Source organism: Ferrimonas balearica, from assembly GCF_019802085.1.
Taxonomy (GTDB): domain Bacteria; phylum Pseudomonadota; class Gammaproteobacteria; order Enterobacterales; family Shewanellaceae; genus Ferrimonas; species Ferrimonas balearica_B.
Genome location: NZ_JAHVHV010000005.1, coordinates 40149 through 64359 on the forward strand (window position 1 = coordinate 40149; position 24211 = coordinate 64359).

The 24211-nt window shown below is 64.4% G+C and carries 23 protein-coding genes; 14 read left to right on the forward strand and 9 right to left on the reverse strand.

The window, feature by feature from the left end; all coding sequences use genetic code 11:
* Positions 1 to 159 precede the first annotated feature (159 nt).
* On the forward strand, positions 160 to 2031 hold the full coding sequence (locus KUV81_RS16895; protein WP_222545071.1) for a SurA N-terminal domain-containing protein: 1872 nt from the start codon (positions 160 to 162) through the stop codon (positions 2029 to 2031).
* 207 nt (positions 2032 to 2238) lie between these two features.
* On the forward strand, positions 2239 to 3447 hold the full coding sequence (gene fabV / locus KUV81_RS16900; protein WP_222545072.1) for an enoyl-ACP reductase FabV: 1209 nt from the start codon (positions 2239 to 2241) through the stop codon (positions 3445 to 3447).
* Positions 3448 to 3497: 50 nt separating this feature from the next.
* Here the strand turns inward: fabV and KUV81_RS16905 are convergent, their stop codons facing one another.
* From KUV81_RS16905 to pspF, 6 genes are read right to left on the reverse strand one after another with little or no spacing between them, the layout of a single operon-like run.
* Positions 3498 to 4274: an ATP-binding cassette domain-containing protein gene (locus tag KUV81_RS16905; protein ID WP_222545073.1), complete on the reverse strand. Its 777-nt coding sequence runs from the start codon at positions 4272 to 4274 to the stop codon at positions 3498 to 3500.
* Positions 4271 to 5275, reverse strand: a complete 1005-nt coding sequence (locus tag KUV81_RS16910) for an oligopeptide/dipeptide ABC transporter ATP-binding protein (protein ID WP_222545074.1) — start codon at positions 5273 to 5275, stop codon at positions 4271 to 4273. Before KUV81_RS16910 ends, KUV81_RS16905 begins: the two co-directional genes overlap by 4 nt.
* Complete coding sequence (locus KUV81_RS16915) at positions 5275 to 6165, reverse strand: ABC transporter permease subunit (protein WP_222545075.1); 891 nt, start codon at positions 6163 to 6165, stop codon at positions 5275 to 5277. Before KUV81_RS16915 ends, KUV81_RS16910 begins: the two co-directional genes overlap by 1 nt.
* On the reverse strand, positions 6158 to 7180 hold the full coding sequence (locus tag KUV81_RS16920) for an ABC transporter permease (protein ID WP_222545076.1): 1023 nt from the start codon (positions 7178 to 7180) through the stop codon (positions 6158 to 6160). Before KUV81_RS16920 ends, KUV81_RS16915 begins: the two co-directional genes overlap by 8 nt.
* A complete protein-coding gene (locus KUV81_RS16925) occupies positions 7180 to 8784 on the reverse strand; it encodes an ABC transporter substrate-binding protein (protein ID WP_222545077.1) in 1605 nt (534 codons plus the stop codon). Before KUV81_RS16925 ends, KUV81_RS16920 begins: the two co-directional genes overlap by 1 nt.
* Before the next feature lie 55 nt (positions 8785 to 8839).
* Positions 8840 to 9910 carry a phage shock protein operon transcriptional activator gene (pspF, locus tag KUV81_RS16930; RefSeq protein WP_222545078.1) on the reverse strand — a complete coding sequence of 357 codons (1071 nt, stop codon included), beginning with the start codon at positions 9908 to 9910 and terminating at the stop codon, positions 8840 to 8842.
* A 180-nt stretch (positions 9911 to 10090) separates the two neighbouring features.
* On the opposite strand from pspF, the gene pspA reads away from it, so the two are divergent.
* From pspA to gltS, 12 genes are all read left to right on the forward strand, one after another.
* Positions 10091 to 10759 (forward strand): phage shock protein PspA, encoded by a 669-nt coding sequence (gene pspA, locus KUV81_RS16935; RefSeq protein ID WP_222545079.1) that lies wholly within the window; start codon positions 10091 to 10093, stop codon positions 10757 to 10759.
* A 26-nt stretch (positions 10760 to 10785) separates the two neighbouring features.
* Positions 10786 to 11028 carry an envelope stress response membrane protein PspB gene (gene pspB / locus KUV81_RS16940; RefSeq protein WP_222545080.1) on the forward strand — a complete coding sequence of 81 codons (243 nt, stop codon included), beginning with the start codon at positions 10786 to 10788 and terminating at the stop codon, positions 11026 to 11028.
* Positions 11018 to 11407, forward strand: a complete 390-nt coding sequence (gene pspC, locus KUV81_RS16945; RefSeq protein ID WP_222545081.1) for an envelope stress response membrane protein PspC — start codon at positions 11018 to 11020, stop codon at positions 11405 to 11407. The genes pspB and pspC overlap by 11 nt, the downstream gene beginning before the upstream one ends.
* A 45-nt stretch (positions 11408 to 11452) precedes the next feature.
* A complete protein-coding gene (locus KUV81_RS16950) occupies positions 11453 to 12856 on the forward strand; it encodes a YcjX family protein (RefSeq protein WP_222545082.1) in 1404 nt (467 codons plus the stop codon).
* Complete coding sequence (locus KUV81_RS16955; RefSeq protein WP_222545083.1) at positions 12853 to 13887, forward strand: TIGR01620 family protein; 1035 nt, start codon at positions 12853 to 12855, stop codon at positions 13885 to 13887. The genes KUV81_RS16950 and KUV81_RS16955 overlap by 4 nt, the downstream gene beginning before the upstream one ends.
* 138 nt (positions 13888 to 14025) lie before the next feature.
* Positions 14026 to 15255: a trans-sulfuration enzyme family protein gene (locus tag KUV81_RS16960; RefSeq protein ID WP_222545084.1), complete on the forward strand. Its 1230-nt coding sequence runs from the start codon at positions 14026 to 14028 to the stop codon at positions 15253 to 15255.
* Positions 15252 to 16043: a phenylalanine 4-monooxygenase gene (phhA, locus tag KUV81_RS16965; RefSeq protein WP_222545085.1), complete on the forward strand. Its 792-nt coding sequence runs from the start codon at positions 15252 to 15254 to the stop codon at positions 16041 to 16043. The genes KUV81_RS16960 and phhA overlap by 4 nt, the downstream gene beginning before the upstream one ends.
* A gap of 10 nt (positions 16044 to 16053) precedes the next feature.
* Positions 16054 to 16395 carry a 4a-hydroxytetrahydrobiopterin dehydratase gene (locus KUV81_RS16970; protein ID WP_222545086.1) on the forward strand — a complete coding sequence of 114 codons (342 nt, stop codon included), beginning with the start codon at positions 16054 to 16056 and terminating at the stop codon, positions 16393 to 16395.
* Positions 16396 to 16521: 126 nt separating this feature from the next.
* A complete protein-coding gene (gene tyrR, locus KUV81_RS16975; protein ID WP_222545087.1) occupies positions 16522 to 18072 on the forward strand; it encodes a transcriptional regulator TyrR in 1551 nt (516 codons plus the stop codon).
* Between the two features lie 166 nt (positions 18073 to 18238).
* Positions 18239 to 19315, forward strand: a complete 1077-nt coding sequence (hppD, locus tag KUV81_RS16980) for a 4-hydroxyphenylpyruvate dioxygenase (protein ID WP_222545088.1) — start codon at positions 18239 to 18241, stop codon at positions 19313 to 19315.
* A gap of 217 nt (positions 19316 to 19532) precedes the next feature.
* Positions 19533 to 20174 (forward strand): maleylacetoacetate isomerase, encoded by a 642-nt coding sequence (gene maiA / locus KUV81_RS16985; RefSeq protein ID WP_222545089.1) that lies wholly within the window; start codon positions 19533 to 19535, stop codon positions 20172 to 20174.
* Positions 20175 to 20495: 321 nt separating this feature from the next.
* Entirely contained in the window at positions 20496 to 21692 is a 1197-nt protein-coding gene (gene gltS / locus KUV81_RS16990; RefSeq protein ID WP_222545090.1) for a sodium/glutamate symporter, read from the forward strand.
* Here gltS and KUV81_RS16995 read toward each other — a convergent pair whose 3' ends face one another.
* From KUV81_RS16995 to KUV81_RS17005, 3 genes are all read right to left on the reverse strand, one after another.
* On the reverse strand, positions 21693 to 22568 hold the full coding sequence (locus KUV81_RS16995; protein ID WP_222545091.1) for a LysR family transcriptional regulator: 876 nt from the start codon (positions 22566 to 22568) through the stop codon (positions 21693 to 21695). It lies immediately after the preceding gene.
* 102 nt (positions 22569 to 22670) lie between these two features.
* Positions 22671 to 23879 carry an MFS transporter gene (locus tag KUV81_RS17000; RefSeq protein ID WP_222545092.1) on the reverse strand — a complete coding sequence of 403 codons (1209 nt, stop codon included), beginning with the start codon at positions 23877 to 23879 and terminating at the stop codon, positions 22671 to 22673.
* A gap of 63 nt (positions 23880 to 23942) precedes the next feature.
* Entirely contained in the window at positions 23943 to 24170 is a 228-nt protein-coding gene (locus KUV81_RS17005; protein ID WP_222545093.1) for a hypothetical protein, read from the reverse strand.
* Positions 24171 to 24211: the final 41 nt, after the last annotated feature.

Consider the following 24211-nt stretch of genomic DNA (forward strand, 5'->3'; position numbering starts at 1 on the left):
TGTTGTTTGATACGGTAGAAAACGCTCCGCGTTTGATGGACTCAGTGCCATCCAGATTGACTACAGTGTCACGCAAATCCCAGCGCATCTTGCATAGATGCGCTTTTTTTATGACACTGCGAACCATTCCGAAAACCGATTCGAATTAAGAGAAGGTCGATGTTAGAAAAGATCCGTGAAGGCTCACAGGGAGTGGCCGCCAAGATCATCCTTGGGGCAGTGATCCTGTCGTTCGCCCTGACCGGCGTGTACAGCTACCTGGGCAGCAATGCAGAGATGCTGGCCGCCGAAGTGAATGGGGAAGAGATCTCCCGCTACGACCTGGACCAGGCTTTCCAAAATGAACAGGGCCGCATGCGCGCCCAGCTGGGTGAGATGTTCGACACCCTGGCGGCGGATCCCGGCTACATGGCCGGCCTGCGCCAGAGCGTGCTGGACCGTCTTATCGCCGAGCGCCTGATTGACCAGAAGGTCCAGGCCCTGGGCCTGCGGGTGTCCGACGCCCAGATCCAGCAAGCCATCGTCGCCATGGAAGAGTTCCAGGTGGACGGTCGTTTCGACAACGACCGTTACCAGGCGGTGCTGCGCCAGAACAACCTGTCCGGCGTGCAGCTGCGGGACATGATGCGTCGTGACATGAGCCGTCAGCAGCTGATGCTGGGCCTGCTGGGCAGCGAGTTTGTTACTCCTGCCGAAGTGGCCTCCCTGACCGCCCTGCAGCAGCAGACCCGCGACATCGATTACGTGGTGCTCTCCCAGGCCGACTTCAACGCCGGCATCGAGGTCGGCGACGAGGCCGTGGCTCAGTACTACCAGGACAACCTGGCCCGTTTCGCCACCGCCGAGCAGGTGGCGCTGGAGTACGTGGAACTGGCGGTGGCCGATCTGGCCAAGGACGTTACCGTGACCGACGAGGAGGCCCAGGCCTTCTACCAGTCCCAGGCTCACGCCTACCAGCAGCCGGAGCGCCGTCTGGCGGCCCACATGCTGTTTGAAGGGGATGATGCCCAGGCCCGTGCCGAGGCCGCCCTGGCCCGCGTACGCGGTGGCGAAGCCTTTGCCGCCGTTGCCGCTGACAGCTCCGACGACAGCTTCACCGCAGAAAACGGCGGTGAGCTGGACTGGATGACCCCGGGTCAGATGGACGAAGCCTTCGACCAGGCGCTGTTTGCCCTGGAAGCCGGTGGCACCTCCGAGGTGATCAAGACCGACTACGGTTACCAGATCGTCCACGCCAAGGCCGTGGAAGCCGCCACCCAGCGCCCCTTCGAAGAGGTGAAGGCCAGCATTCTGCAAACTCTGCAGAACGACAAGGCCCAGTCCGAGTTCTACAGCCTGCAGCAGCAGCTGGCGGACGTCAGCTTCGAAGTGCCGGACAGCCTGGTGGAGACCGCGCAAGCCGTGGGCGGTGAGGTGAAGAGCACCGCGCTGTTCAACCGCATGAACGCCCCGGCGCCGCTGGATAACCCCCGCGCCCTGGCTGCCGCCTTCTCCGATACCGTGCTGCTCGACGGCATGAACTCCGAGGTGGTGCAGATCGACAACGGCCACATCCTGGTACTGCGTGTCAAAGAGCACCAGGCCGCCGGGACCGAGCCGCTGGAGAACGTGGCCCCGATGATCCGCGACCAGCTGGTGGTGGAGCAGGCCAGTGAGAAGGCCCAGGCCCAGGCCGAAGCGGTGGAAGCCGCCTGGCAGGCCGGCACCGCCCCGGAAGGGGTGATCGCCGTGGCCGAACTGGGTCGCTTCGGTCAGCCGGAGCTGGATCCCACCCTGGTGCAGGAGGTGTTCAAGATGCCCAAGCCCACCGAAGGCGCGGCCGTGTACGGTCACTACCGTCTGCCCAGCGGCGACATCGCCGTGGTGGCCCTGAACCGGGTCAGCGAAGGCGCGGCAGAGGCCGGTCAGAACGAAGCGCTCAAGGGCCGCCTGGCCCAGCAGATGAGCGAAGCGGACTACCGGGCGCTGGTGGACAGCCTGCGCGCGGAAGCGGAGATCCGCTACCTGGACAACCAGCCGGTGACCCAGTAAGGGTTCCCTGGTGATTCAAACGGCGGCCTCGGGCCGCCGTTTTTGTATTAAGTGCCTGAGCGGGATGGTCGGATCACCTGGCTTTGGCTTCAAGAGAGCCGGGGTTCTGGGTTAACCTTGCGCTCAAGCTCAATTCAGAGGGGCCCCGATCTGGGGGTCTCAGCGGACCCGTCGCCTGGCCGACGGCCGAACTAAGGGAATTACGACATGATCATCAAGCCGAAAATCCGTGGATTCATCTGCACCACCACCCACCCGGTGGGCTGCGAGAAGAACGTGCGGGACCAGATCGCTTTCACCCAGCAACGGGGCCCCATCGCCAACGCCCCTAAGCGGGTGCTGGTGGTCGGCTCCTCCAGCGGTTACGGCCTCTCCTCCCGCATCGTTTCCGCCTTCGGCGGCGGCGCTGCCACCCTGGGCGTGTTCTTCGAGAAGCCGGCCACCGAGAAGAAGCCCGGCACCGCCGGCTGGTACAACGCCGCTGCCTTTGACAAGGCCGCCCATGAGGCGGGCCTGTACGCCAAGAGCATCAACGGCGACGCCTTCTCCCACGAGGCCAAGCGCAAGGCGATTGAGGTGATCAAGGCGGACCTGGGCCAGGTGGACATGGTGGTCTACTCCCTGGCATCTCCGGTGCGCAAGCTGCCCGACAGCGGCGAGTTGGTGCGCTCCTCCCTCAAGCCCATGGGCCAGACCTACACCGCCACCGCGGTGGACACCAACAAGGACACCCTGTTCGAAGCCAGCATCGAGCCGGCCAATGAGCAGGAGGTGCAGGACACCATCACCGTGATGGGCGGTCAGGACTGGGAGCTGTGGATCCAGGCCCTGTCCGAGGCCGGCGTGCTGGCCCAAGGCTGCCGCACCGTGGCCTACAGCTACATCGGCACCGAGATCACCTGGCCCATCTACTGGCACGGCGCCCTGGGCGAAGCCAAGAAGGACCTGGACCGCGCCGCCGCGGCCCTGGACAGCCATCTGGCCGGCATCGGTGGCGGCGCCAACGTGGCGGTGCTCAAGTCCGTGGTGACCCAGGCCTCCTCCGCCATTCCGGTGATGCCCCTGTACATCGCCATGGTGTTCAAGAAAATGCGTGAAGAGGGCGTGCACGAGGGCTGCATCGAGCAGATCTACCGCATGTTCAACGAACGCCTCTACAAGGCTGATGGCAGCGCGGCCCAGACCGACGAGCAGAACCGTCTGCGCCTGGACGATCTGGAGCTTCAGGAGCACATCCAGCGCCACTGCCGCGAGCTGTGGCCGCAGCTGACAGACGACAACCTCAAGGAGCTCACCGACTACGTGGAGTACAAGGAGGAGTTTTTGAGCCTGTTCGGTTTCGGTCTGGACGGAGTGGATTACGAGGCCGACGTGGATCCCCAGGTGCCTTTCGAGGTGATCAGCCTGGAGGGCTAAGCCCGCCGACCCATACGAAAAGGGAGCGCACTGCGCTCCCTTTGTCGTTTCTAGCGTTCGCTGCGCAGCAGCTGCTCCTCTAAAAGACGGCGGGTGTACTCGTGTTGGGGGTCATCAAACACCTGACGGGTGGGGCCCTCCTCCACCACCTGGCCGGATTTCATCACCATCACCCGGTCCGCCACGTGGCGCACCAGGCCCAGGTCGTGGGACATCAGCACGTAGGCCAGCCCCAGCTCCTTTTGCAGTGACAAGAGCAGGTTGATGCACTGAGCGCGGATCGAGGTGTCCAGCCCGGTGAAGGCCTCGTCGGCGACGATGATCTTCGGCTCCAGCATCATCGCCCGGGCGATGGCGATGCGCTGGCGTTGGCCGTGGGCCAGCATGTGGGGGTAGAAATCCGCGTGCTCCCGCAACAGGCCCACCCGGGTCAGCGCGGTTTCCACCGCCGCCCGGCGGGACTCCTGGTCCATGGGGGTGTTGAACAGCAGCGGCTCCTCCAGCTGCTCGCCGATGCGCAGGCGGGGGTTTAGCGAGGTGGTGGGGTCTTGGAAGATCATCCGGATCATCCGGCTGCGCTGCTTGTAGTTGCGGGTGGTCAGCTCCTGGCCGTCCAGCAGGATCTGCCCCCCGGTGCGGGCCTGGGCGCCGGTTAGGATCCGCGCCAGGGTGGTGCGGCCCGAGCCCGCTTCGCCGACAAAGGCCAGGGTCTGACCCGCTTCCAGATCAAAGGAGATGGGGGAGAGCGCGGTTTGGTACTGGCGGCGCCACCAGGCCCCCACCTGGAAGCGCTTGTGCAGCTCCCGTACCTGCAGCAGCGGGGTCATGACTGGGGCTCCTTCTTGAGCGGGTTGAGCGGGTAGTGGCAGCGGAACGCCTGGCCCACCTGGGTGCGGATCCGCGGCGGCTGAACGCACTCCTTACGCGCGTAAGGGCAGCGGGGCCCCAGCCGGCAGCCCACCGGCAGGTGGTGCATGGGGGGCACGGCGCCGGGCAGGGTGGAGAGCGGCGCCTTGGCCTCCAGTTTACTGCGGGTGGTCAGGGAGCTTTGGATCAGGGCCTGGGTGTAGGGGTGCATCGGCTGCTTCAGTAGCTGCTTGGCTCGGCCCGACTCCATCAGCTGGCCGCAGTAGAGCACGCTGATGCGGTTGGCCAGGCGGGCCACGGACTCCAGGTCGTGGCTGATAAGCAGGATGGCGACGCCCCGCAGCTGGTTCATCTTGGCCAGCAATCGGAAGATCTGGGCCTGGGTGGCGGTCTCCAGGCCGGTGGTGGGCTCATCGGCGATCAGCAACTTGGGCTGGTGCGCCAGGGCCATGGCCAGCATCACCTTGTGGGCTTGACCGTCGGTCAGCTCCCAGGGGAAGGCTTTCATCACCTTGGTGTGGTGTTTGACCCCCACCTTATGCAGCAGGCGAATGGCGTGGGCCCGGCGGGCCGCTCGCTTGGGCAGCCACCAGCGCTCCCCCTCGGGCTCCGGCATCGCCTCCAGCAGCTGGGCACCAATCCGCGCCGAGGGATCCAGGCTCGAGGCCGGCTCCTGGAAGATCATGGCGATCTCCCGACCCATCAGGGCCCGGCGCTGGGCGGTGGTCATCTCCAGCAGGTTCTGGCCGTTCCAGCTGAGCCGGTCAGCCCGGACGTGGGTGCGGCGGTCGGCAATGCCGAGGATCGCCTTGGCCAAAAGACTTTTGCCGGAACCCGACTCGCCCACCAGGCCGTGGATCTCCCCCTCCGCCAGCTTGAGGCTGAAGCGATCCAGCGCCAGCATGCGGCCGTGGGGGGTGTCCAGCTCGATGGTGAGGTTGCGAATGTCCAACAGGGGCATCAGCCGCGCTCCTCTGCAATCGCCTGGCGCAGGCCGTCACCCACCAGGTTGGCGGCCAGTACCGAGAGCAGGATGGCCAGCCCCGGCATGGTCACCGTCCAGGGGGCACTGAGGACGTTGTCCAGCCCCTGGTTGACCATGGCGCCCCATTCTGGCGAGGGGGCCTGGGCGCCCAGGGCCAGGAAACCCAGGGCGGCGATGTCGAGGATGGCGTTGGAGAAGGCCAGGGTGGTCTGCACCACGATGGCGTCGGTGACGTTGGGCAGGATCACGTAGCGGAACAGCTGCCAGCGGCTGGCGCCGTCGAGCCGGGCCGCCATCACGTACTCCTTCTGCATCTCGTCGTGCACCGCGTTGTGCACGGCGCGGATAAAGCCCGGCAGCAGTGCCAGTCCCACCGCCCAGAACACGTTGTCCAGTCCCGGGCCTAGGACTGCGGCGATCAGCAGCGCGAGCACCACCGAGGGCAGGGAGAGCAGGGCGTCCATCAGGTGGCCCAGCACCGAGGATTTGAGGCCCACGCTCATGCCAGAGAGGGCGCCGATCAAAAAGCCGGCCACCAGGGCCACCAGCACAATCAGGGCGGCGTAGCCGAAGGTGAGGTGGGCGCCGTGCAGCAAGCGGGAGAAGATGTCCCGGCCCAGGTCGTCGGTGCCGAGGAAGTACTCCACTGAGCCCTCCGCGTGCCATGAGGGGGGCATCAGCAGCGCTTCGCTGGCCTGGTACTCCGGCTCGTAGGGGGCCAATAAGGGGCCAAACACCGAGAGCAGCACCACCAGGGTCAGGCACCAAAGCCCCAGCATGGCGGTGGGACGATTGGCGAAATGTTGCCAGATCAGGTGCCAGGGTGAGGGGATCTTGTCCTCGTGGTAGAGCTGAGGATTAGCCATGGATCGCTTTCCGACTGATGGGGTTGAGCAGTGCCTGGAGGATCTCCATCAGGATCCCCAGCACGATGATGAACAGGGAGATCACCAGGATCCCCCCCTGCAGGGCGGTAAAGTCGCTCTGACGCAAAGCGGAGAGCACCCAGTTGCCCAACCCGGGCCAGGAGAAGATCGCCTCGACGATGATGGCGGAGGAGGCCAGGGTGCCGATCTGCAGGCTCAGGGTGCGGAACAGGGGGGCCATGGCGTTGGGCAGGGCGTGGAACAGCACCAGGCGCATCCGATGCACCCCCCGGGCGGTCAGGGCGCGGATGTAGTTCTTGTCCAGCTCCGCCAGCATCGCCACCCGGATGGTGCGGACAATGATGGTGGCGGGCAGGGTGGCCAGAACGATGGCGGGCAGCCACAGGTGGTTCAGGGCATCGAGAAAGGCCGCGCCGCGCCAGGGCTCGCCGGAGAGCAGAACATCCAGCAGCAAGAAGCCGGTGCGGTCGGGCACGTCGTAGAGCAGGTTGAATCGCCCAGACGGTGGCAGCCAGTCCAGCTGAATGCCAAAGGTGAGCATCAGCAGCAGCCCCAGCCAGAACACCGGCAGGGAGAAGCCCAGCAGGGTGAGCCCCCAGAGGATCTTGGCCAGGGGGCCACGTCGACTGGCGGCGAGGATCCCAAAGGGGATCCCCACCAGCAGGGCCAGGGCCATGGCGAAGGCCGCCAGCTCCAGCGAGGCGGGCAGGTGGACGGCAATTTCGGAGATCACCGGCTCTCCGGAGTTCATCGACAGGCCGAGATCGCCGCTGAGGCGCTTTTGCACGTAGGCCAGGTAACCGCTGGCCAGGGAGTGCTCCAGCCGGTACTCGCGGATCACGGCTGCTTCCTCCGCCAGGGTCGGCTGGTCGATGCCGCTGAGGTTGGTGATGGGATCGCCGGGCATCGCCAGGGTGGCGGCGTAGAGCAGGCCGAGCAGCACCAGGGTGGTCAGCACAAAGAGGTTGAAGCGGCGCAGCAGGTAGGTGTGCATCAGGGTTCCTTGGCCACGGCGGAAAAGTCGATGCCGCCGGTGGTGTGCAGCATGTCCCCTTGCCAGTGACGTTGGCGACCCAGGGTGCGGCTGGCGTGGGCCAGGGGCAGCAGCGGCATCTGCTGTCGCAGGGTCAGCTCCAACTGGCGGTAGAGTTGACGACGGGTGGCCTGATCACTCTCCTGGCGAGCCGCCTGCATCAGGGCATCGAACTCGGCGTCGCACCAGCGGGCCCGGTTGGAGCCGAACAGCAAGGCTTCGCAGCTGAGCAGGGGGGTAAAGAAGTTGTCCGGGTCGTAGTTGTCGGCGCTCCAGCCGATGAGTACCGAGTCGTACTCGGCGTAGCCCAGGCGGTTGACGAAGACGTTCCAATCGTAACTGACGATGCGGCTCTGGACACCGATGACCGCCAGGTCCTGCTGGATCAGCTCCGCCATCTTGATGGCGTTGGGGTTGTAAATTCGGCCCACCGGCATCGCCCAGATGTCCATGCTGAGGGCATCCACCCCCGCTTCCTCCAGCAGCCTTCGGGCCTGATCCGGATCGTGGGGTGGCAGCTCGAGCTGACTGTCGTAAGCCCAGGAGATGGGGGGCAGCAGCCCGCGGCTGGCCACCGCGGTATTGTGGTACACCGCCGCCAGAATACGGCGCTGGTCCACCGCCATGGCCAGGCCCTTACGCACCCGAGGGTCACTCAGGGGCGGCTTCTGGCTGTTGAAGGCCCAGAAGGCGACGTTCATCCCCGGCCGGGTGTCCACCGCCAGGTCGTCGTATTGCTGGATCACCGACAGTTCGGTCACCTGGGGCAGGGCGGCCACGTCGCAGTCGCCGCCAATCAGCTTGATCAGACGCGCGGTGCTGTGGGGGGTGATGTCGAACACCAGCTGCTCCAGGGCCACCGGCCCCTGCCAGTAGGCATCGTGACGCAGGTAACGGATGTAGTGGTTGCGCTGATAGCGGGAGAGCTTGAACGGGCCGGTGCCCACCGGCTGGCTGTCCAGCAGGCCCGGGGTGCTGGCCTCCAGCATCCGCTGACCGTATTCGGCGGAGAGGATCACCGCAAAGTCGGTGGCCAGTTCGGAGAGGAAGCTGGCACTGGCGTAGTGGAGCTCGAACACCACGTCGTGGTCGCCGTAGCGGTGCACCGCTTTGATCTGCTTGTTGAGCCCGGTGCCCTGGAAGTAGGGGTAACGGCCGCCGCCGATGCCATGGTAGGGGTGATCCGCATCCAGCATCCGCTCGAAGCTGAAGATCACGTCGTCGGCGTTGAAGTGTCGGCTGGGGGTAAAGCGGTCGGTTTGGTGGAAGGCGACGGATTCCCGCAGGGAGAAGCGCACCTCCAGGCCGTCTCGGCTGACTTGCCAGTCGGTGGCCAGGTCCGGCACCAGTTCACCGCTTTGAGCGTCGAAACGCAGCAGCCGGTTGTAGAGTTGCTTGGCACTGGCGTCGACGCTGGTGCCCGAGGTGGTCAGTTGCGGATTGAAGCTGTCCGGATCCCCTTCGGAGCAGTACACCAGCCCCTGGGGATCCACCGCAGCGCCGCCGCAGCCTGACAACAGTGCCAGGGCCCCAGCAAGCATCGACAACAGCCGTAATTTTGCCATGATTTCAATTCACAACGCCTTGATCCGCCTAGTCTAGCAAGGGCCTAGATCCAGCTCAAACCTCATTGCCCAGCAGGTCGTACTTTTTCAGGATCCCCCGCAGCTGGTGGTAGGTCAGTCCCAGAAGTTCCGCCGACTTTTTCTGGTTGTACTGGCTCTGCACCAGGGCCTGCTTGAGGATCTGGACCTCGTAAGCTTGGCAGGTTTCCTTGAAATCCAGGGGCAGGCTGGGGCCCTCGCTGGCCACCGGGGCGGCGGCACCGGTGCTGGGCGCCGCCTCAGGGGCACGGGATTCGGTCTCGGCGGGGCGCTGGTCCCGGGTTCGCACCGAGCCGTTGGGCCGCCAGGGGGAGTCGAAGGGATCCAGGATAATCTCATGCACCGGCAATTGAGCGTTGTTGTGGCGGTAGACACTGCGCTCCACGGTGTTTTTCAGCTCCCGGATGTTGCCGGGCCAGGGGTAGTCTATCAGGGTGCGGCGGGCTCGCTCGGTGAAGCCGGCAAACAGCTCCAGCTCCAGCTGGCGGGTCATCTGGATGGCGAAATGCTCCGCCAGCATCAGGATGTCCTCGGGCCGCTCCCGCAACGGGGGCAGGGTGATGACGTCGAACGCCAGGCGATCCAGCAGGTCGGCGCGAAACTCCCCCCGCTCCGCCAGGGCCGGCAGATCCTCGTTGGTGGCGCAGATCAGGCGCACGTCGGAGCGCACGGTCCGGCTGCCCCCCACCCGCTCGAACTCGCCATACTCGATCACCCGCAGCAGCTTCTCCTGCACCAGCCCGGAGGTGTTGGCCAACTCATCCAGAAACAGGGTGCCCTTGTCCGCCCGTTCGAAGCGACCCTCGTGGCGCTTGCTGGCGCCGGTAAAGGCGCCGGACTCGTGGCCGAACAGCTCGCTTTCCAGCAGGTTTTCATTCAGCGCCGCACAGTTGAGCTTGAGATAGGGCTGGTCCCAGCGACTGGACAGGAAGTGCAGGCGCTCGGCGATCAGCTCCTTACCGGTGCCACGCTCACCGATGATCAGCACCGGCTTGTTGAGGGGCGCCACCTTGGAGACATGGTCCAGCACTTCGTGGAAGCTGGTGGACTGGCCGATCAGGTTGTCGTGTTGGTGAGGATTTGGCATCGGTCCCTGATGTGGTGAGTTTGGCTAATATGTGGTGGTTTCCATGATAGGCAGCCCAAGGGCAAAAATAAACAGCTTGTAAAAATACTTACCTAACAATAACCTACGACTAATATTCGAGTTGGCACGGAATCTGATTGTTGTTGGTCCGAGGGCATATCAACAATTGAGGAACACATTATGGGTATCTTTTCTCGCTTTGCAGATATTGTGAATTCCAACCTCAGCGCCTTGCTGGACAAGGCCGAGGATCCGGAAAAAATGGTTCGCCTGATCATTCAGGAGATGGAAGACACCCTGGTGGAAGTGCGCTCCACCTCCGCCAAGGTGCTGGCCGAGAAGAAGGAGATGCTGCGTCGCGTCGAACGCGCCGAGCGTCAAGTCGGCGAGTGGCAGGCCAAGGCCGAGCTGGCCCTGAACAAGGGCCGGGAAGATCTGGCCAAGGCCGCCCTGGCGGAGAAGCAGAAGGCCGCCGAACTGGTGGAAGCCCTGAAAGGGGAGCTGGTCAACATCGAGGAGCAGATTGAGCGACTCAAAGAGGAGATTGGCCAGCTGCAGGAGAAGCTCAATGACGCCCGCGCCCGGCAGAAGACCATCATCATGCGTACGCAGACTGCGTCTTCCCGCCTGGATGTGAAGCGCCAGCTGGATTCCTCCAAGATCGACCAGGCGATGAACAAGTTCGAACAGTACGAACGTCGCATCGAAGGGTTGGAGGCGGAAGTGGAGTCCTACGACCTGGGCCAGGCCCGCACCCTGGAAGATGAGTTTGCCGCCCTGGAAGCCGAGGACAAGGTGAACCAGGAGCTGGAGGCCATGAAGAAGAAAATGGCCAAGAAGAAATCTTGAGCGACGGACGATAGGGGGATTCGACTATGGAAGATCTGATTGCACTGCTTGTCGCGCCACTGTTGGTGTTTATGGTCATCGTGGCACCCATCTGGCTGATTCTGCACTACCGTAGCAAGAAGCAGATCAGCCAGGGGCTGACCGAAGAGGAGTATCAGCAGTTGAATGGCCTGCTTCAGCGGGCCGACAAGATGGCGGATCGGATCGAGACCCTGGAACGGATCCTGGATGCCGAATCGCCGGAGTGGAGGAGCAAACATGAGTCATAAAGCTAAGAAAGAGCTGTATCGGATCCCGGAGCAGGGCAAGGTGGCCGGCGTTTGCGCCGGCATCGCCGAGCACTTCAACCTCGAGGTCTGGCTGGTGCGGATTGTGGTGCTGTCGGCCATCATCCTGACCGGTGTCTTCAGCTTCGCGTTGCTGCTCTACATCGTGGCCTGGGTGCTTCTGGACAAGAAACCGCCCATGCGGATGGACCACAGGTCTGAGCTGAAAACCAAGATCTGGCAGGCCGGGGAGTCCCCCCGCCAGGCGATCCGGGAGATCGGCACCCGCTTTCGCTCACTGGAGCTGAGGCTGCGTCGACTGGAACAGCACGTGACCTCCGATTCCTACAGCCTCAAACGTGAAATCGACAACCTCAAATAAGCCCTCAGCGGGAGCCCGAATCGGGCTCCCGCCTATCTTTTCTCTATGACCCAACACCTTTCTGCCACTTCCCACCGTCTCAAACCCCGGGTCAAAGCCTGGGGACACAAGCTGGAAGAGTGGGCCCACCGGGGCCTGGACCAGCACCTGAGAGTGGGGATCACCGGGTTGTCCGGCGCCGGGAAAACCGCCTTTATCACCGCCTTGGTGCACCAGTTGCTGCACGCCGAACGGGATCACCTGCCGATGTGGGAGGTGCTGGCCGAGGGACGTTGGCTGGGGGCCCAGCGGGCTCGCCAGCCGGATCTGACCCTGGCCCCCTTCGACTACGAGCAGGCGATGGCGCACCTGCGCGGGGCACCGCCCCAGTGGCCCCCCTCCACCCGGGGCATCAGCGAGATTCGCCTGGCCCTGCGCTACCGACCCGGTCGCGGGCTCAAGCGACAGCTCAAGGAGAGCGTGACCCTCTACCTGGACCTGGTGGACTATCCCGGCGAGTGGCTGCTGGACCTGCCGATGCTGTCCCAAAGCTATCGCCAGTGGTGTGAGCAGAGCTGGCAGTGGCTGAGCGAAGGGCTCTGGGCCGCCACCAGCGCCGACTGGCGCCAGGCAGTGGCCGCCCAATCGGGCGCCGATGAAGCGGCGGTGGCCGCGCTGGCACAGGAGTACGGCGAACTGCTGGGTGTGCTTAGACAGCAAGGCGCCACTTTGCTGCAACCGGGCCGGGCGCTGTTGCCCGGAGAGCTGGCCGGCACCCCGGTGATCGCCTTCTACCCGCTGGCCCCGGCGCAGCTGGAGCAGGAGGCGGAGTTGGTGGCGCTGATGCAGGAGCGCTACGACGCCTACTGCGAACAGGTGGTCAAACCCTTCTATCGGGACCATTTCGCCCGTTTCGACCGCCAGGTGGTGCTGGTGGACAGCCTTACCGCCCTCAACCAGGGTCGGATGCAGGTCGAACAGATGGGAGCGGCGCTCAAGGGGGTGCTGGACAGTTTTCGCTATGGCCCCGGCTCGCTGCTGCGGCGGCTGTTTCGGCCCCAGATCGACAAGCTGTTGTTTGCCGCCACCAAGGCGGATCACCTGACCGTGGAGCAGCACCCCCGCCTGCTCAGCCTGACCCACAGTCTGATGGGGGAGGCCCAGCGCCAGGTGCGTTTCGCTGGCGGGGCGGTGGAAACCATGGTGCTCAGCGCCATCCGGGCCAGCGAACAGGGCCAGGTGGACGACGGCCGAGGCCCGGTGCCGGTGATCCGCGGTCGGGACAGTCAGGGGCAGGCGCTGATGCGCTTTCCCGGCGAAGTGCCGGATCGCCTGCCGCCCCCGGCGTTTTGGCAGCAGCAGGGGTTTGATTTCGTGCCCCTGGCGCCCCCGGAGCCGGGGGATGGGCCCATGCCCCACATCCGCATGGATCACCTGCTGCAGTGGCTGTTGGGAGACAAGATGCGATGAGCGAACTGAAACCCTCTCGGGAGTTTACCCCCGACGCCCACCCGGAGCCGGTGGCCTTGAAACCCGCCCAGGAGTGGGCTCCGGAGCAGTGGCAAAGCATGACCCCTCCGCCGGAGGAGGTGGTTGAGCCACCTCGGCGCGGTCGTCGCTGGGGCACGGTGCTGCTGGGCTTCCTTGCCCTGCTTCTGCTGGTGGAGGGCGGCCTCACCCTGTGGGACAGTTGGCAGCGCAGCCCGGCGCTGTTTGGCCTCTACGCCGCCACCTTTGGTCTGGCCGGAGTCTGGCTGGGGCGAGGGCTGTGGCGCGAGTGGCGCCGTTTGCGCCAACTCAAGCGCAGCGAGCAGCTGCGCCAGGTGGGGGCCCGTATTGGCCAGAGCCAGCAGCAGGGGGAGGCGGACTCGGTGACCGAGGCATTGAAGGCCCAGTTGCCCGAGCGCTTTGCGCCCCAGTGGCAGCAATACCAGCAACAGCTGCAGGACCACCACAGTGACGCCGAGCGGCTGCGCCTGTATGAGATCACCGTGCTGGGGGCCCAGGACGAGCTGGCCCAGGAGTGCATCTACCGTTACTCCGCCCAGGCCAGTCTGCTGCTGGCCGCCAGCCCCATGGCGGCGCTGGACATGGCACTGATGCTGTGGCGCAACCAGGCGATGCTGGATGAAGTGGCGCGGATCTACGGCATTGAGCCCGGTTACTGGGGACGAGTGGCCTTGGTGCGCAAGATTCTGCAGAACCTGCTCTACGCCGGGGGCAGCGAGCTGGCGCTGGATCTGGGCACCCAGATGATGTCGGCGGAGCTGACCGGCAAGCTGTCCGCCCGGGTGGCCCAGGGGCTGGGGGCAGGGCTGCTCACCGCCCGGCTGGGGTACGCCGCCATGGCCCAGTGCCGACCCCTGCCGTTTGACGCCAGGCCTAGGCCGCCGCTGCTGACGGTACAAAGTCGGCTGTTGAAGGAGCTGACCCGGGTCTCTGCCGATGCCCTGGCCTCGGTGCGACGCCGCCAGGAGCAAGAGAAGACGCCACCGTTGTAACCAATAATTTACAGCCAAACGGCAGTGTGATCGTGGTCACAGAGTTTGCCTTCCCCGGTCTGCGTATATGTTAGACCGACAGATCCGCCCCTAAAAAACAATCACTGGCGGACGAAGTATCAAGGGGAGTTAAGCAACATGGCTGCGTTTAAGCACCAAAGCACCTGCGTGATCCACGGCGGTCACGTAAGGGACGAACAGGGGAGTCTCACCACCCCACTGTACCAATCCGCCACCTTCGTGTTTCCCGACTGCCAGACCGGCGGTGCCCGCTTCGGCGGTGAGCAGGCGGGGCCCATCTACACCCGTCTGGGCAACCCCACCACCGACGAGCTTGAGCGTCGCCTGGCCCTGCTGGAGGGCGCCGATGAAGCGGTGGCCTTCGGCAGCGGCATGGGGGCGGTGTCCGCCGCCCTGCTGACCCTGCTTCAGGCGGGGGATCATCTGGTGGCCGCCACCGGCCTCTATGGCTGCACCCATGCCCTCATTACCGAGCAGCTGCCGCGGCTCGGCATTCAGAGCACCCAGGTGGACTTCAGCGACCTGGATGCGGTGGAGGCGGCGATGACCGCCGACACCCGGGTCTTGTTCCTGGAAACCCCGGTCAACCCGCATTTGGCGGTGTACGATCTGGACGCCATCGTCGCCCTGGCCAAGCGCAAAGGGGTGCTGACGGTGGTGGACAACACCTTTATGACGCCCCTGCTGCAGCGTCCGCTGCGCCACGGGGTGGACCTGGTGCTGCACAGCGCCACCAAGTACCTCAATGGCCATGGTGACGTGGTGGCGGGGATCGTCTGCGGTCGCACCGAACTGATGACCCCGCTGCGCAACGGGATCCGCAAGGACTTCGGCGCCATCCTGTCCCCCCACGACGCCTGGCTGATTCTTAGGGGCCTCAAAACCCTGGCCCTGCGCATGGAGCGGCACTGCGACAACGCCATGGCGGTGGCCCACTTTCTGGAAGCCCACCCCAAGGTGCGCAAGGTGCACTACCCGGGCCTCTCCAGCCACCCCGGCCATCGCCTGCTGGGTCGCCAGATGAGCGGCGCCGGCGGCGTGCTGGCGCTGGAGCTAGCGGGGGATTTCGACACCGCCATGACCTTCGTCAACCGGCTGCGCCTGTTCACCCTGGCGGTCAGCCTGGGGGATGCCGAGTCCCTGGTGCAACACCCGGCGTCCATGACCCACAGCCCCTACAGCGCCGAGGCGCGCGCAGCGGCGGGGATCGGCGATAACCTGGTCCGCCTGGCGGTGGGTTTGGAGCACATCGAGGATATCCTGGCGGATCTCAAACAGGCGCTGGATGAACTGCCAGACGTCGGCCAGGGTCATACTGAACAGGAAGCGTTGGGAGAGACAGAATGAAAGGCACCCAGTACCAGGCCAGGCAACCGGATGCCCAGGGGTTTATCCACTACACCGATGAGGAGCACCGGATCTGGAGCGAGCTTGTCAGCCGCCAGCTGGCCTGCATCCAGGGCAAGGCTTGTGACGAGTTCGTTGCCGGCCTGGAGGCATTGAACCTGCCCCAGGATCGCATCCCCCAGCTGTCGGAGGTGGACGCGGTGTTGGAGGCGGCCACCGGCTGGCGCACCGCCCAGGTGCCGGCGCTGATCTCCTTCGAGCGCTTCTTCGAGCTGCTGGCCAACAAGCAGTTTCCCGTGGCCACCTTCATCCGCAGCCGCGAGGAGTTTGATTACCTGCAGGAGCCGGACATCTTCCATGAGATCTTCGGCCACTGTCCCCTGTTGACCAACCCGGCCTTCGCCCACTTTACCCACACCTACGGTAAGCTCGGCCTGGCGGCCAGCCCCAAGGAGCGGGTCTACCTGGCGCGCCTCTACTGGTTTACCGTGGAGTTTGGCCTGGTCAACACCCCCCAGGGTCAGCGGATCTACGGCGGTGGCATTCTTTCCAGCCCCGGCGAAACCCTGTACGCCCTCTCCGGCGAGCCGGAACACCAGCCGATGTCGGTGCTGGATGCCATGCGCACCCCCTACCGCATCGACATCATGCAGCCCATCTACTACGTCCTGGACCAGGTGGACGACCTGTTCGCCATGGCCGAGATGGACCTGATGGCCCTGGTGCAAGAGGCGATGGCCCTGGGGCTGTTTGAACCCAAGTTTCCCCCCAAACCACAAGCAAGCTAAGGGAAGTGCAATGAGCGAACTGAGCAAAATGACCTGCGAGGCCTGTCAGGCGGACGCCCCCAAAGTCAGCGACGACGAGCTGGCCAGCCTGATGAAGGAGCTGCCGGACTGGGCCGCCCCGGCGCGGGACGGCGTCCTCCAGCTGGAACGGGTCTACAAATTCAAAAACTTCAAGCAGGCCTGGGCCTTCAGCAACCAGGTGGCGGAGCTGGCGGAGGCGGAGTTCCACCACCCGGGGATCTTGCTGGAGTGGGGCAAGGTGACCGTCACCTGGTGGACCCACGCCATCGGCGGTCTGCACAGAAACGATTTCATCATGGCGGCCAAGACCGACGCCCTGATGGCCGAGTGACCCTTCCAAGCCCGCCGCCCGGCGGGCTTTTTGCGAAGAATTTGCCGTGGCAGAGCGGCCTTTTTGCAGTATCATCAGCCCATCCCGACCAAGATAACGGAACTATAACAACAGGAAGGGCAAGCAATGCGTCTACAAGTAAGCTGTCACGATCGTATCGGTCTGGCCCGCGAAATCCTCGAAGTGCTGGAAAAGCACGGGATCAACATCAACGCCATCGATGCGGGCAGCGAGGGGTACGTCTACCTGCAGATCCCCGCCCCCAGTTTTGAAGAGCTTCAAGTCCTGATGCCGATGATCCGCAAGATCCCCGGCGTCACCGACGTGCGTACCGTCCCCTATATGCCCTCGGAGCGTGAGCACTACGCCATGGAGGCGTTGCTGCGTACCCTGCCGGACCCCATCTTTGCCATCGATCTCAAAGGCCGCATCTCCATGGCCAACGACTCCATTCTCTCGGTGCTGGGGCTGCCCCGGGACCAGGTGCTGGAGGAGCCGGTGGCCAACTGGGTGCAGGGCTTCTCCTTCCTGCGCTGGCTGGGCATGGAGGAGGTGTTGCCCCAGGCGACCCGGGTCACCGTTCACGGCAGCCAGTACCTGGCAGAGGTGCTGCCCATTGACCTGCCGGACGAGGAGGGCACCAGCATCCTGGCCGGTGCCATGGTGCTGCTCAAATCCCCCGCCCGGGTGGGCAAGCAGTTCAACGCCCTGCGGGATCAGATCAGCGGTTTCGACACCCTGCTGGCGGAGAGCGACCGGATGAAGGCGCTGCTGGCGGAGGCCCGCCGCATGGCCCAGCTGGAGGCGCCATTGCTGATCACCGGCGAGACCGGTACCGGCAAGGAGCTGCTGGCCCGGGCCTGCCATGAGGCCAGCCTGCGCCATGAGAAGGGCTTTGTGGTGATCAACTGCGCCTCCTTGCCGGACAGCGTGGCGGAGAGCGAGCTCTTTGGCCTGTGCGCGGCTCCCGGCGAGGTGGTCAAGCGCGGGGTGATCGAGCAGGCCGACGGCGGCACCGTGTTCCTCGACGAGGTGGCGGACATGAGCCCCCAGCTGCAGGTCAAGCTGCTGCGCCTCATCCAGGACGGATGCTTTCGCCGGGTGGGGGACGACACCGAGATCCGGGTGGATCTGCGGGTGGTGTGCGCCAGCCAGAAAGACCTCTCCGAACTGTGCCAGCGTGGCGAGTTCCGGGAAGATCTCTACTACCGCATCAACGTGCTCAACCTGCACCTGCCGCCCCTGCGCGAGCGCAAGGCGGACATCGTGCCCCTGGCGGAGCTGTTCTTGGAGCACTACAGCCAGCAGCTGGCCAGCCCCTTGCGCCAGCTCTCCGCAGAGTGTCGTGACTTCATCAAGGGCTACGCCTGGCCCGGCAACGTGCGTCAGCTGAAAAACGCCATCTTCCGCGCCGTCTCCATGGCGGACGAGCGGGGCGAGCTGACCCCGGAGCAGCTGCGCCTGCCCGCCTGGACCGAGGGGTTCGGCTACTTTGACCAGGAGTTCGAGGGCACCCTGGATGAGGCGGTCAAACAGTTCGAAGCCAGTTTGCTGCGCCGTCTGTATCCGGCCTATCCCTCCACCCGCCAGTTGGCCCGCAAGCTGGGGGTGTCCCACACCGCCATCGCCAACAAGTTGCGCGAGCACGGCATCGGGAAAACCCGAAAGCAAAACTAAGTGCATGAAATAAAAGGGGATGACATCCAATGTAAAGCCTGGATGACATCCCCTTTGCTGATCCCTGGGGGCGTGATCTGCGTCACGCTATTTATTCTTGCCGCCGCATTGTTTAAACAGACTACCTGACATAACAACAAAGCAACGCAACTAGGGAGAAGTGAAGATGGCCCATACCGAACAGCAGGATTGGAATCCGCTGGGTACCGACGGGTTCGAGTTCGTCGAGTACACCGCCCCGGACGAAGCGGGCATTGCCGCTCTGAAAAACTTGTTCAGCCTGCTGGGCTTTGCCGAGATCGCCAAGCATCGCTCCAAGTCCGCCTGGCTCTTCCGCCAGGGCGACATCAATTTCATTATCAACGCCCAGCCCCACAGCCAGGCGGCCGAGTTCGCCAAGCTGCACGGCCCCTCGGTCTGTGGCATGGCCTGGCGGGTCAAGGACGCCGCGGCGGCCCTAACCAACGCCCTGGAGAACGGCGCCACCGAGTTTGAGGGCAACATCGGCCCGATGGAGCTCAACATCCCCGCCGTTCACGGCATCGGCGACTCCACCCTCTACTTCGTGGACCGCTATGGCGATCAGAGCATCTACGACGTCGATTTTGTCTTCTACGACGATTTCGCCGAGCGCCTCAAGAGTGCCGACAAGGGGCTCTATGAAATTGACCACCTCACCCACAACGTATTCCAGGGCAACATGGACAAGTGGGCCGGGTTCTACGAGCGCATCGGCAACTTCCGCGAGATCCGCTACTTCGACATCGAGGGCAAGCTGACCGGCCTGGTGAGCCGTGCCATGACCGGCCCCTGTGGCAAGATCCGCATCCCGATCAACGAGTCCTCCGACGACAAGAGCCAGATTGAGGAGTACCTGCGGGAGTACAACGGTGAGGGGATCCAGCACATCGCCCTGACCACCGACAACATCTACGAGTCGGTGCGGGCCCTGCGCGCTGGCGGCATGGATTTCATGCCCACCCCGGACACCTACTACGACAAGGTGGACGCCCGGGTGGAAGGCCACGGTGAAGACCTGGCGGCGATGCGGGACCTGCGCATCCTGATCGACGGTGCGCCGATGAAAGACGGCATTCTGCTGCAGATCTTCACCCAGACGGTGATTGGCCCGGTGTTCTTCGAGATCATCCAGCGCAAAGGCAACGAGGGGTTCGGCGAGGGCAACTTCAAAGCCCTGTTCGAGTCCATCGAAGAGGATCAGATCCGCCGCGGCGTGATTTAAGCCAGCCAAGCCCTGCTCCGGCAGGGCTTTTTTCTTCCCTTAGCGCCCCCGGCAGCAGAACCGCCAAGCCCGGGGCCCTATCGCCACCCGGTACTGTCGCCCCCGCCCTGGTGGCCCCCGAAGTCGGGGCTCTCTCCCCGGGCAAAATGGTGCTACGTTAGGACTGGGGCGCGGTATCCCCACAACCGTTCGGTCCATCAGACAACACGGAAAGTTAATGCTCACACTCTACGGTTACTGGCGCTCCAGCGCCGCATATCGGGTTCGCATCGCCTGCCACCACAAAGGCCTGGCCTTTGAGCACCGCTCGGTGCACCTGGTTCGCGATGGCGGCGAGCAGCACCACCCCGCCTACGGGGTGCTAAACCCCAACCACCTGGTGCCCACCTTGGTGGACGGCGATCTTATCCTCAACCAGTCCCTGGCCATCATGGAGTACCTGGACGAGGCCTACCCCGAGCCGGCCCTGTTGCCGGAGGGCCCGGTGGCCCGGGCCAAGGTGCGGGCGCTGTCCCAGAACATCGCCAGCGACTGCCATCCGCTCAATAACCTGCGGGTGCTCAAGTACCTCAGCGGCGAGCTGAAAGTCTCCGAAGCGCAGAAAACCGCCTGGTATCACCACTGGATCAAGACCGCGTTTGAGGGCCTGGAGCTGCAGTTGGAGCAGACCGCCGGCGACTTCTGCGTGGGCGACGAGGTCACCATGGCGGATCTGTGCCTGGTGCCCCAGGTGTACAACGCCGAGCGCTTCAAGGTGCCCCTGGACGAGTATCCGCTCATCCGTGCCATCACCGCCCGTTGTCGTGCGCTGAGCGCCTTCGAACAGGCCGCCCCGGAGCGCCAGCCGGACGCCAGCTGATCTTGGCCTTTTCCCGGGTGGGCCTCGGCCACACCCGGGAGAACGCGCCCACACTGCGCGTTTTTCCATCAAAAGCACCCGCCGGCTCCTATACTTTCCCTTCCTGCACCCCCGAGCCGTTAAGTCCGCAAAAGTAATTGGGATACAGCCAGTTGTGTGTCCCCACCTCGGCCGTGCAGCGCGGCAACCGGCCCGCCCCCGGAGCGGAGTGAGCAAAGAATCGCCGCAATCGATTTGTTTTCGCCTTCGGGCAGGGGGTAGTATCGCCCGCCGGTTTTCACTCCGGTGCCCAGGCACCGGCATGCGGTAAAGGTGTTGATTATGGAGTTATCCCTGCGAGAGACGGTGTTGGCCGCCATCGTAGTCCTGCTGATGGGACGAGCGCTGACCCACTACGTTGGGGTACTGAGACGCTACAACATCCCCCAACCGGTCAGCGGTGGCCTGTTCGCCTCGCTGCTGGCCCTGCTGGCCCACCAGTTCTGGGGGCTGGAACTGCACTTCGACATGGCCCTGCGCGACGCCCTGCTGCTGGCCTTTTTCACCACCATCGGTCTCTCCGCACGGCTCGATACCCTGAGCAAGGGGGGCCGTCCTCTGGCGGTGCTGATGGTGTTCTGCGTCGGCGGGGTGATCCTGCAGAACCTGGTGGGGCTGGGGATGGCCCAGGCCACCGGGCTGGAGCCGGTGGAGGGGCTGCTGCTCGGTTCGGTTTCCCTGTTCGGTGGCCACGGCACCTCGGTGGCCTGGGCCGGGGTGTTTGAATCCCAGGCCGGGGTCACTAACGCCCTGGAGATCGGCATCGGCAGCGCCACCCTGGGGTTGGTGATGGGGGGCATTGTCGGCGGACCCATGGCCCAGCGCCTGATTGAGAAACACGGACTCAAGTCGGTGGAGCCGGTGCTCGACAGCAAACCCCGGGGGGAGAGCAGCAAGCGGCGCATCGACAGCCAGGGGATGTTTGTGGTGCTGATGTACGTCAGCGCCGGGATGATCATCGGCAGCGCCGTTTCCGACTGGGCCGGGACCCATGGGGTCAACCTGCCGGAGTTTCTCGCCTGTTTGCTAGCCGGTCTGGTGCTGACCAACACCCTGCCGCGACTGGTGCCTCGGTTGGAAGCGCCCAGTGAAGGGCAGTCCCTGCCACTGCTGTCGGAGATCACCCTGGGGCTGTTCCTGTCGATGTCGCTGATGGGGATGCAGTTGTGGACCCTGGTGGACCTGGCCCTGCCGATGCTGCTGACCGTGGTGGCCCAGGTGCTGGCGATGCTGGTGATGGTGCGCTTTTTGCTCTTCCCCTTGCTGGGACGCAGCTACGACAGCGCGGTGCTCTGTGCCGGTTACATGGGGATGGGGCTGGGGGCGCTGCCCAATGCCATGGCCAATATGAACGCCCTGGTGGCGCGATACGGCGCGGCGCCGCTGGCCTTTATGATCCTGCCCCTGGCCAACGCCTTCTTTGTGGACATCTCCAACGCCCTGGTGCTGCAGTTGATGCTCAACACCCTGCTGCCCTGATCAGCGGGGATTCTGCTCCAGCAGGAAGTCCAGGAAAGTGCGGTCCGCCTGGGTCAGGGCACGGCCGGATTTCCAGCCCACGTGCAGGTCCATATGGAGGGGGTCCTTGAAGGGGATCGCCTTGATGTCCGGATCCTGGTCCACCACCATCTTGAGCACCGTGGTGATGGCGAAACCCTGACGCACGATGCTGCGGATCAGCTCAATCAGGTTGGTCTCAAAAGCGATGTCCGGGGTGACGCCCAGGTGCTTGGCCAGGTTGTTGATGAGCTCCCGGTGGTAGTAGCCGGGCTTGAACATCACCAGCTCGTGCTGGAAGAAGGTGTCGAGATCGATCTTCTCCTCGTTGGCCAGCGGGTGGTCCAGCCCCACCGCTACGATCATCTCCTGGCGGGTCAGGGGCACGGTTTCCAGCCCCTGATCGGCGGTGGGTTCGATGATGATGCCGATGTCCACCTCGTCCCGCTCCAGCATTCCCTGGATCTCCCGGGTGCCCGCCTCACACAAAGACAGCTTCAGATCCGGGTAGCGGTGGTGAAACGCCATCAGCAGGGCCGGGAAGTAGTAGGAGCCGATCATCCCCGGCAGGGCGATGCGCACCTCGCCGCGGTCCAGGTCCCGCAGCCGGGCCATCGCCTGACTGGCCTGCTCCACCCGCTCCAGGATCGCCTTGGCGTGGGGCAGCAGTTCGTTGCCCTCGGCGGTCAACTGCACCCGCTTATCCTGGCGGTGCAGCAGCACCAGCCCCAGATCGGTTTCCAGTTTCTTGATGGCGGTGCTGACCGCCGGTTGGGCCACCCCCAGGACGCGGGCGGCGCGGGTGAAGCTGGCGTGTTCAGCCACCATGACAAAGTTGCGAAGCTGACGAAGATCCATAGGCGGTGTGTCTGTCCGGGCGAATCGGGGGGCGGTTCAATTACTATGCCAGCATTAAAAACAAATACAAAGACTTATAAACCGCCTGCGGTGGCTTCCGGCTCAGGACTGGCCCTCGGCCTGGGCCGGTGCTGGCCAGGTGTTGAGCCGGTAGTGGTGACGGGAAAACTGCCAGGCGGCGGCCAGGCCCAGTAACCCCGACAGGGAGAGAACGTAACGGGTGTCCAGCAGCGCCAGTACCGAACCGCCCAAGGCCATCAATACGTTGCCCAGGCAGAAGGTGGTGGTCATCAGCCCCATCAGCTGCCCCTGGCCGTGGTCGCCCCCGCGCTCGGCCAGGTAGGTGGGCAGCATGGCGTTGTAGATGGCGATGCCGGCCCCCATGGCGATAAAGGGCAGCACGTAGTGGCCGCCGCCCAGGGGCAGCAGCGCCAGGGCGAGGCTGAACAGCCCCATTCCCAGCAGCGCCGAGGGGGCCAGCCCCAAGCGGCGCTTCAGCACCATGCTGGCGGTGGTGGCCACCAGGATCATCGCCGAGGTGAGCAGCACCGTTGCCTGGGCGATGGCGATGCTGTCGAAACCCCGGTACTCCACCAGCCACACCGGGTAGAACTCGTAAAACCCGTTGGTGGCCAGCATCAGCAAAAGGTAGAGCCCAAAGAAGGGACGGATCTTGGGATCCGCCACCAGCGCCAGGCTGTGGCGGCCACCGCCGGGTTTGGCGACCGGCTTATCCCGGGGCAGGCTGAGGCTGATCACCCCCACCGCCACCAGGCAGGCCCCGGCGCCCACCCAGAAGGCCACCGAGGCCCCCAACGGCAGCAGCAGCCCGCCCACCACCGGGCCCACCAGGTACCCGGCGTAGGTGGTGGCACTGAGCAATGAGAAGGCCCGAGTGCGGTCGATTTTGGGGTGAAGGTCGGCGGCGATGGCCCGGGCCACGCTCAGGTTGCCTTCGCATACCCCGGTCAACAACCGGCTGAGGGCAAACAGGGCGAAATCACCGCGGCTGACCGCCCAGGCGGAGAGGGCGTAGCCCAAAGTGGTGCCCAACATGGTCCACTGCAGCACCTTGCGCCGCCCGGCCCGGTCAGACCAGGCGCCGATGACGTTACTGCCCAGCAGGATGCCCAGGGGGTAGATGGCCAGGATGGCGCCCAGCAGCAGCTTGGGGGGGATCCCGTAAAACACGCTGATGGGGTGGCCCATCTCCAGAAACAGTGGGGCCAGGATGGGGTAGGGCAGGGCGATGCCGCTGACGCTGATCAGGGTGACCAGCAGTGTGGCGGCGAGGACGCGGTGGGGGCTCATCCCGAGTATCCAATAAATAAACCAATGTGTTTATTTATAGCGCTGCTCGGGACGCAGGTAAAGCTATTTGTTGCCCAGACGGCTCAGCACATCGTCGGTGGGGATGAGATCCAGGTGACCCTGCTCGTCGAAATACCAGCCACGGATGTAGCCTAGACGCTGCATCTTGCGAAACTCCTCCACCACCGTCTGGGCCTCACTCTGAGCCCGGGCGAGGTCGTAGCCGTGGATCTGTTTCAGGTACAGCGCGATGCTCTCCACGGGCGCCGATTGGGAAATGTTGTAAGGCATCTGCTCGCCTCCAAACCGCCGTCTTTTGCCAAGGGTAGATC

Coding starts and splice junctions, on each gene's coding strand:
- KUV81_RS17005 (WP_222545093.1), bottom strand. CDS start 24,170: ATGCCTTACAACATTTCCCAATCGGCGCCCGTGGAGAGCATCGCGCTG.
- fabV (WP_222545072.1), top strand. CDS start 2,239: ATGATCATCAAGCCGAAAATCCGTGGATTCATCTGCACCACCACCCAC.
- pspA (WP_222545079.1), top strand. CDS start 10,091: ATGGGTATCTTTTCTCGCTTTGCAGATATTGTGAATTCCAACCTCAGC.
- phhA (WP_222545085.1), top strand. CDS start 15,252: ATGAAAGGCACCCAGTACCAGGCCAGGCAACCGGATGCCCAGGGGTTT.
- KUV81_RS16955 (WP_222545083.1), top strand. CDS start 12,853: ATGAGCGAACTGAAACCCTCTCGGGAGTTTACCCCCGACGCCCACCCG.
- KUV81_RS16970 (WP_222545086.1), top strand. CDS start 16,054: ATGAGCGAACTGAGCAAAATGACCTGCGAGGCCTGTCAGGCGGACGCC.
- pspB (WP_222545080.1), top strand. CDS start 10,786: ATGGAAGATCTGATTGCACTGCTTGTCGCGCCACTGTTGGTGTTTATG.
- tyrR (WP_222545087.1), top strand. CDS start 16,522: ATGCGTCTACAAGTAAGCTGTCACGATCGTATCGGTCTGGCCCGCGAA.
- KUV81_RS16925 (WP_222545077.1), bottom strand. CDS start 8,784: ATGGCAAAATTACGGCTGTTGTCGATGCTTGCTGGGGCCCTGGCACTG.
- KUV81_RS16960 (WP_222545084.1), top strand. CDS start 14,026: ATGGCTGCGTTTAAGCACCAAAGCACCTGCGTGATCCACGGCGGTCAC.
- maiA (WP_222545089.1), top strand. CDS start 19,533: ATGCTCACACTCTACGGTTACTGGCGCTCCAGCGCCGCATATCGGGTT.
- gltS (WP_222545090.1), top strand. CDS start 20,496: ATGGAGTTATCCCTGCGAGAGACGGTGTTGGCCGCCATCGTAGTCCTG.
- KUV81_RS16995 (WP_222545091.1), bottom strand. CDS start 22,568: ATGGATCTTCGTCAGCTTCGCAACTTTGTCATGGTGGCTGAACACGCC.
- KUV81_RS16910 (WP_222545074.1), bottom strand. CDS start 5,275: ATGCCCCTGTTGGACATTCGCAACCTCACCATCGAGCTGGACACCCCC.
- pspF (WP_222545078.1), bottom strand. CDS start 9,910: ATGCCAAATCCTCACCAACACGACAACCTGATCGGCCAGTCCACCAGC.
- KUV81_RS16915 (WP_222545075.1), bottom strand. CDS start 6,165: ATGGCTAATCCTCAGCTCTACCACGAGGACAAGATCCCCTCACCCTGG.
- hppD (WP_222545088.1), top strand. CDS start 18,239: ATGGCCCATACCGAACAGCAGGATTGGAATCCGCTGGGTACCGACGGG.
- KUV81_RS16895 (WP_222545071.1), top strand. CDS start 160: ATGTTAGAAAAGATCCGTGAAGGCTCACAGGGAGTGGCCGCCAAGATC.
- KUV81_RS16905 (WP_222545073.1), bottom strand. CDS start 4,274: ATGACCCCGCTGCTGCAGGTACGGGAGCTGCACAAGCGCTTCCAGGTG.
- KUV81_RS17000 (WP_222545092.1), bottom strand. CDS start 23,879: ATGAGCCCCCACCGCGTCCTCGCCGCCACACTGCTGGTCACCCTGATC.
- pspC (WP_222545081.1), top strand. CDS start 11,018: ATGAGTCATAAAGCTAAGAAAGAGCTGTATCGGATCCCGGAGCAGGGC.
- KUV81_RS16950 (WP_222545082.1), top strand. CDS start 11,453: ATGACCCAACACCTTTCTGCCACTTCCCACCGTCTCAAACCCCGGGTC.
- KUV81_RS16920 (WP_222545076.1), bottom strand. CDS start 7,180: ATGCACACCTACCTGCTGCGCCGCTTCAACCTCTTTGTGCTGACCACC.